The sequence below is a fragment of the Bacillus sp. (in: firmicutes) genome (genome assembly GCA_017656295.1).
GTDB lineage: Bacteria > Bacillota > Bacilli > Bacillales > JACDOC01 > JACDOC01.
The window spans coordinates 1-564 of record JACDOC010000054.1 but is presented as its reverse complement, the minus strand read 5'-3'; the positions used below and the strand labels follow the sequence as shown (position 1 = coordinate 564).

Genomic DNA, 564 nt, shown 5'->3' with positions numbered 1-564 from the left:
AGGAAACATCCGTCATTTATCCAAATCTCTTGAACCAAAAGTTTAGAGTTAAAGAACCTAATAAAATTTTTGTTACAGATATTACATATGTGCCATTCCAAAACCGTTTTTATTACTTATCCGTTATCCAAGATATATACAATAATGAGATTATTGCATGGAAGATTTCCACGAGGAATGATATAAAACTTGTTTTAGATACTCGCGAAGAAGCTAGTAAAAAAAGAGACATGCAAGGAACTATCCTCCACTCGGATCAAGGGTTCCAATACACGTCTAAACAATACAACAATCGTTTAAAAAGAGTTGGTATCATAGGCAGCCACTCTCGCAAAGGAAACTGCCTTGATAATGCCTGTATTGAATCCTTCTTCTCCCACTTTAAAACCGAAATGTTGTATCTATCTAAGTGTAAGGTAACCGTAAAATAATCCCCACCTTGACTCAAGATGGGGAATAACATCAGTCTTTCAATTTGCAGTAATCCGGCAAATCAGGTGACCAGGGTAGCAAAGCATCTAATGTTTCTTTATTTCCAAGATCAATGTTCGGCAAACGTTCAAG

Annotated in this window: 1 protein-coding gene; it reads left to right on the top strand. The window is 36.2% G+C overall.

Annotated features, from left to right (window positions below; all coding sequences use genetic code 11):
• The coding region (locus H0Z31_15805) for an IS3 family transposase (GenBank protein MBO8178855.1) at positions 1 to 431 on the top strand (431 nt) is incomplete at its 5' end.
• Between the last annotated feature and the right edge of the window lie 133 nt (positions 432 to 564).